The following is a 6279-nucleotide window of genomic DNA, read 5'->3' on the forward strand; positions in this document are numbered from 1 at the left end:
GCCCAGGCCGTAGTGTCCGGTTCCGTCACCAAGCCCGCAGCTCTGAGAGCACGAATCTCACTAGCCACGATCCATTGGCCCGAGGATGATTTGGCGTAATACAGCGGTTTCACACCAAAGCGATCGCGGGCGGCAAACAATCGCTGTTCCACTTCGTCCCAAATCAACAGCGAGAACATGCCGATAAATTGATCTAAGCATGATTCACCCACCGTTGATACGCCGCCAAGATGACTTCGGTGTCGCTGTGGCTACGGTAGGGATAATCGCTCAGTTCGGCTCGAAGTTCGAGGTAGTTATAGATCTCGCCGTTAAACGCAATCTGATATCGCCCGTCCGCGGACTTCATCGGTTGCGCACCGGCGTCCGACAGATCAATGATGCTAAGCCGGTTGTGACCGAGACCCGCCGTTCGCGCCGGATCAATGTAGACACCGGATGCATCGGGACCGCGATGGTGCTGGCTGCGAACCATCGCGTCGAGATCGTCTCGGGCTACCGAGTTACCGAAGATTCCTGCAATACCGCACATAGTTTTTCTGCGAGAAACATTTCCGTCTTGGCCATCGATTCAGTCGTGCATCCACCGATATGAGGTGTAATCAGCAGTTGTGGGTTTTGGCGGGCGTAGGCGACGAGCGGGTGGTCAGACATGCCACCGGCACGTTCGTCGCAGAGCACGTCCACCGCGGCGCCGGCGATCTTGCCGCTTTGCATTGCATCCAACATCGCGGTTTCGTCAACGAGTTCACCCCGAGCGGTGTTCACGAACCAAGCTCCCGCACGCATCTGTTCAAATTGCTCTCGGCCGAAGAAGCTCGCCGTCGACGGACAAAGGTTGACATGCAGCGTGACGATGTCGGACTGCTTTAACAACGAATTCAGTGAGGAGATTTCAACGTAATCCGGCACATCGTTTTGATGAATGCGAGGATCAGCGGCAAGGATTCGTGTATCAAAGGCGTGTAAGTACTTTGCCACCAAACGCCCCAAGCGTCCGAAGCCAACAATGCCAATGGTCTTGCCGTGAATTTCGCGTCCACAAAATAAATCTCGGTCCCAGTGGCCCGCCGTGACATGTTGGGTCGCGGCAGGTAATCTTCGCAACAGCGACAATATCAATCCGATGGTATGCTCGGCAGTGGCGCGGATCTCACGCAAAAAGTCGACTTCGCCACGCAGGGAGATGACTCGCACACCCCGTCTATCGGCGGTTTCCAAATCAATGTGATTAAGTCCCGTGGTCGGCGAGGCAATGACTTGCAAATGACGTCCCGCTTCGAGCACTTCTTGGTCGATTTGATTCCGCAGTCGCACCCAAACCGCGTCGACATGCTCGATCGCCGACAAAAGTTCAGCACGGTCGAGATCAGCGAAGGTTACCTCGCCAATCGTTTGTAACTGAGCAGCCGCGGCAGGCGAAAAACGACTCGATTCGCTGACCAGGATACGAGTCGTCATTGAACCGCCTCGCCCCAGGCAATGCCCGAGGTGATCAACCACTCGGCCATTTGCATGTCAAACGGGGTGTCAATGTTGCATGCTCGATGTGGTGGCATGATCCATGCGCGACAATCTTGGCCTTTGAACGAATGTTGGTCCATCAATACCGATCGCTGTGTCAGATAGATCGAGCCTTCGCGTAGGTACAACGGACGGAGATCTTGCCGTCGCTGACCCTCGAACTCTTCTGCGAACGGCGGGTCGATCACACGTCCGTCCTCACCGACAAACTTCATCCGAGCCGGATGTTTTTCACCCACGTCGACAAACGAAATGACCGAATCGGCGCCGCTGGTTTCTAAAAGATCAATCGCACCATCAATATCCGACGGCAACCGTAATGGGTTGGTGGGTTGTAGTGTGAGCACGGCGTCGAAACGATCACCTTGTTGCTGCAAGAAATCAACCGTGTGCTGAATCACCGGCAGCGATGGTGTGTCGTCCTTCGCTAATTCGGCGGGCCGAATGAAAGGCACCTCGAGTCCACATGCTCGTCCGACCGATGCAATTTCGTCACATTCGGTGGTCAACACGACTCGGGTCAATTTCTTCGCGGCCAATGCAGCTTCGGCGGTATATTGCAGCAAAGGTTTCCCACACAATTCTCGTACATTTTTGCGTGGGATGCCCTTGGAACCGCCTCGTGCAATTACGATTCCAAGGACACGCATGCGTTGCTTTTTCCGGTGGTGGATTCGGCTGGTTGGGCGGACGATGAACTGTCGCTTGCTAAGGAATCGGCGGCTTCGTTTTCGCGGTAAATGTAGTCCAATCGTTTTTGGACGTAAGGATTCAGCTGGGAAAGGGATTCGGCGATCCGATCGGAAACAAACCCATCGCCGTACAACTGGCTTGCGGGGTAACGTCCCTTGGCGACTTGTTCCAAAACCGCCTGTTCGATCTTATCCGTTTCGGGAACAACAGGAGTCACATGCTGGTCCGTTTCGCGACCTTCTTGACGATTTCCCACTAAGACCACGGGGGTACCAAAGAAGCCGGCATCACGTACAAAACTGCTCGAATTGCCGATCGCACAAGTGGCATTGGCGAGCACCTGTAAATAGTCTTCGGGCATCAAGTTGATCAGCGTACGCAACCAAGTCGGGTTGTGTTTGTCACGAAATCGCCGAATGGTTTTGCTGACGTGATCGCTGCCGGCATCGATGTTAGGCCACATCAAGAGCGTTGGCATGCCCACCGCGTGAAGCGCCGTGAGCAGTGACTCCATCTGTCTTGCCTCGCCGCCGTATTCGGTCGTCGTGGGGTGAAAGATCACCAGGGCGTAAGGGTTGTTGATATCGATCGCAGCCCCACTGCCTTTGGAGTTGATTAAATCCTGGCAATCACGTCGTTTTAGCGTGCGTGCGATGTCGCTGCTCGGGCAACCGATGCTAAGAATGGTCTCGGGTTTTTCACCCATCCGAATCAGATAGTCGGCGGCCCGATCGGTACTTGGGAAATGGAAATGAGCGAATTTGCTGATCGCGTGCCGAGCACTTTCGTCGATCGAACCGGAGACTTCGCCGCCTTGGATATGGGCGATGCACAAGTTCATGTAGGCCGCCGCCATTGTCGCCGCGAGTGCTTCGTAGCGATCTCCGATGATCAAGACGACATCAGGATCGAGTCGCCGAAATTCACTGGCGAATTCCACGACGCCGAAGCCCAGTGATTTCGCCATCGTGGTGGGGTTCGAACCTTCGAGTTCAACATAAATTTGACCACTGATTTTGAAGCCGTCTTTTTCCACGACTCGTACCGGAAGATCGAACCGTTCCAAGACCATCGTCCCAGCCGCCAGCACCTGCAGATCTAACTCGGGACGTGATGCAATCGACTGCATTACCGGTTTTAAACGTCCGTAATTGGCACGGTCGACAAGCACCACACAGATTTTGCGTCGCGCCCCATTGGTTTCGCTGTGATTACTCAAGATCGTCCTCGGCTAACAGAGTGTCGGCGGCAACCGCAGCTTTCAGCTTTCGATTGAAGATTTCCGGTAAACGTTTTGCTGGAATGCCATTGCCAGGCTTTTTCAGTGTCAAGTGTTCGGGGCTGAGGATCGTTCCCGCAGCCAAGTCATGACGCGTCACCACACTTTTTCCAAACAGATCACGCAGCGGCGTCAATTCCTTTGCCATCGCATCTTTGTTGACAGGATTGGCATTCATCGTTTCGATAAAACGCACCCCTTCGACCAATTGAGCCAGTTCGCTGGTCGTGACCGACGCGGGAACGTCCGGCCCGAACGTCTCGCGACTGAACGTGACGTGCACTTCGAGAATATTGGCATTCAACGTCGCGGCGGCCAAACTGGGATAGATCGTGCCGGAGTGATCCGATAATCCCACCGGACATTCGTATCGAGTTCTCAGTTGTTCCATTACGTTCAGCCCGATCTTTTCCGGCGGACAGGGGTAGGACGTCGTGCACTGCAGCACCGCGACCTCGGCATCGTGTTCGCGAACCGTTTTCACCGCTGCGTCAATTTCTTCGATCGGATTCATACCCGTCGACAAAATACATGGTCGCTGTGTTTTTGCCATTTGTTGTAGCATAGGCAGGTTGCCGACTTCTCCGGATGCAACTTTCCAAGCGGCAACCCCTACCCGGCTCAATAGCTCTACTGCTTCGCTGGAAAAAGGCGAACTGAGAAACCACAGTCCTGCCTCGTCGGCATGTTGTTTCAATCCGTGCCACTGAGACTCGGTGAACTCCATCCGTTGCCAGTACTCGTAACGAGTTTCGTCTTGCGGACTGAACTTGACTCGCCATGGCTCGCCGGGAGTCGATTCCGCAGACGCGATGTGAGTTTGAAACTTCACCGCGTTCGCACCCGCTTTGGCAATGGCATCGATATAGGCATGCGCCGTACCGAGGCTGCCATCGTGAGCCTGCGCTACTTCAGCGATGATCAAACAAGCATCATCCCCGAGGGATAATCTTCCGATGTCAGACGACGTCGGCAAAGGACTTCTCCATACGACGGAAATAAAATGCGCCCGAAATTAAAATCAGAATCGAAACGACGGTGGAAACGGCAATCATTGGTCCCGGTGCGGTGTCGGTTCCGGCCAACGCCCAGCGGAACCCTTCCACGACGCCTACCATCGGGTTGATTCCGTAAAGCGTTCTCCAGGGTTCTTCTAGCATACTGCTAGGGTAAACCACTGGGGTGGCAAACATCCAAAGCTGGGTGATGAATGGCAGCACGTAGCGAACGTCACGATAGCGAACATTCATCGCCGAAAGCCACAATCCGACCCCCAGCGATGTCATAAATGCGAGTAGCAACAAGAAGGGCAGCACGAGCACATTCCACGTCGGCGCGATGCCGAAGTAAAGCATCATCAGCAACAATACGGAAAAGGCCAAGGCAAAATCCACTATACCGCCAAGCACCGTGGAGATCGGCAAAGCCAATCGCGGAAAGTAAACCTTCTTCAATAGATTAGAGCCTTGAACCAGACTGTTCGAGGATGCCACCATTGCGTTGGCAAAAAACGTCCAAGGGACCAATGCTGCAAACGAAAAAATAGGATAAGGAACACCGTCCGATGGCATTTCTGCAAGCTTGCCAAAGAAAAGCGTGAATACCACCATGGTGCTAAGTGGTTGAATGATCGCCCAGGCCGCACCAAGCAAGGTTTGCTTGTAGCGGACCTTGATGTCACGCCAGGTGAGGAAGTACAGCAGTTCACGGTATTCCCATAATTCACCCAACCGCAGTGGCATCCAACCCTTGGCGGGTTGAATGCGAATGACTTCTTGGCTGATCGGGTCTGCTTCAATCGCTGTGCTCATCGTGTTGCTGGTCTACTCGCTTGCGCCATCGGGTGTTGTTTGGCTATCATCGATACTCGTATTTGATCTTATTCGATCTTATTCGATCGGTTCGCTTATCCGATCGGTTCGGCAGAGGTGGCAAGGCTATCACTTCCCATCGCCGCTTCCTCAGTCTGTGTTTCGTAATTTGGATATTGAAACGCAATTGCCATTTCACACATCGTTTTTCGAATCACGACATCGTCTTCACCGACTAGCAATTGAAGTTTCTGAAGCAGTTCGCGAATTTCCTCGGAGCTGAACGATTGGTGATAGGCCGTCTTCACCTTGGGATGAAGAGTGGGCATCATTTCCTCGTGTTCCATATAGAGTTCTTCATACAGTTTTTCGCCTGGGCGAATACCTGTGTATTCGATTCTAATATCGTCTTCGTTTAGACCGGACAAGCGAATGAGGTCTTTGGCCAAGTCGAGAATTTTGACCTGTTTACCCATGTCAAGAACGAATATTTCACCTCCTTTGCCCATGCTGGACGCTTGCAGCACCAACTGAGACGCTTCGGGGATCGTCATAAAGAAGCGTGTCATTTCAGGATGAGTAATCGTAATCGGTCCGCCATTGGCAATTTGTTCTTGAAAGATGGGAACAACGCTACCTGCGGATGCCAATACATTACCAAATCGGACGACTACAAATTTCGTCTTTGATACTTCCGCTTTGGCATGCACGAACCGTTCGGCCAACTGTTTAGAGACTCCCATGATGCTAGTCGGTTTGACCGCTTTGTCGGTTGATATCATGACAAAACGCTCGACATCATACTCGTGACAAAGGTCCACTAAACCTGCGGTGCCCAATACGTTGTTTTTTAATGCACGTGATGGATTCAATTCCATTAACGGAACATGTTTATGAGCCGCCGCGTGGAACACGATTTCTGGTTGGTAGTTTTCAAAGAGCGTTCGCATGCGATGCTGATCGCTAATGTCA

General features: G+C 52.9%; 6 protein-coding genes and 1 pseudogene. All 7 read right to left on the reverse strand.

Going from position 1 to position 6279, the window contains the following annotated elements:
- Window positions 1–101: 101 nt before the first annotated feature.
- Window positions 102–532 (reverse strand): annotated as a pseudogene (locus RMSM_RS42110) (asparagine synthetase B family protein); the annotation flags it as partial.
- Window positions 496–1461 (reverse strand): NAD(P)-dependent oxidoreductase, encoded by a 966-nt coding sequence (locus tag RMSM_RS25035; protein WP_008703118.1) that lies wholly within the window; start codon window positions 1459–1461, stop codon window positions 496–498. The pseudogene RMSM_RS42110 and the gene RMSM_RS25035, both read right to left, overlap by 37 nt.
- Window positions 1458–2174 carry an acylneuraminate cytidylyltransferase family protein gene (locus RMSM_RS25040; RefSeq protein ID WP_008703120.1) on the reverse strand — a complete coding sequence of 239 codons (717 nt, stop codon included), beginning with the start codon at window positions 2172–2174 and terminating at the stop codon, window positions 1458–1460. Before RMSM_RS25040 ends, RMSM_RS25035 begins: the two co-directional genes overlap by 4 nt.
- Window positions 2153–3436 carry a UDP-N-acetylglucosamine 2-epimerase gene (neuC, locus tag RMSM_RS25045; protein WP_008703123.1) on the reverse strand — a complete coding sequence of 428 codons (1284 nt, stop codon included), beginning with the start codon at window positions 3434–3436 and terminating at the stop codon, window positions 2153–2155. The genes RMSM_RS25040 and neuC overlap by 22 nt, the downstream gene beginning before the upstream one ends.
- On the reverse strand, window positions 3429–4421 hold the full coding sequence (locus RMSM_RS25050; RefSeq protein WP_008703126.1) for an N-acetylneuraminate synthase family protein: 993 nt from the start codon (window positions 4419–4421) through the stop codon (window positions 3429–3431). Before RMSM_RS25050 ends, neuC begins: the two co-directional genes overlap by 8 nt.
- Before the next feature lie 34 nt (window positions 4422–4455).
- On the reverse strand, window positions 4456–5307 hold the full coding sequence (locus RMSM_RS25055) for an ABC transporter permease (RefSeq protein WP_008703128.1): 852 nt from the start codon (window positions 5305–5307) through the stop codon (window positions 4456–4458).
- Window positions 5308–5402: 95 nt separating this feature from the next.
- On the reverse strand, window positions 5403–6279 hold an 877-nt coding region (locus RMSM_RS25060), incomplete at its 5' end, for a polysaccharide biosynthesis protein (RefSeq protein ID WP_144057940.1).

The organism is Rhodopirellula maiorica SM1, assembly GCF_000346295.1.
In the GTDB taxonomy this organism is placed as follows: domain Bacteria; phylum Planctomycetota; class Planctomycetia; order Pirellulales; family Pirellulaceae; genus Novipirellula; species Novipirellula maiorica.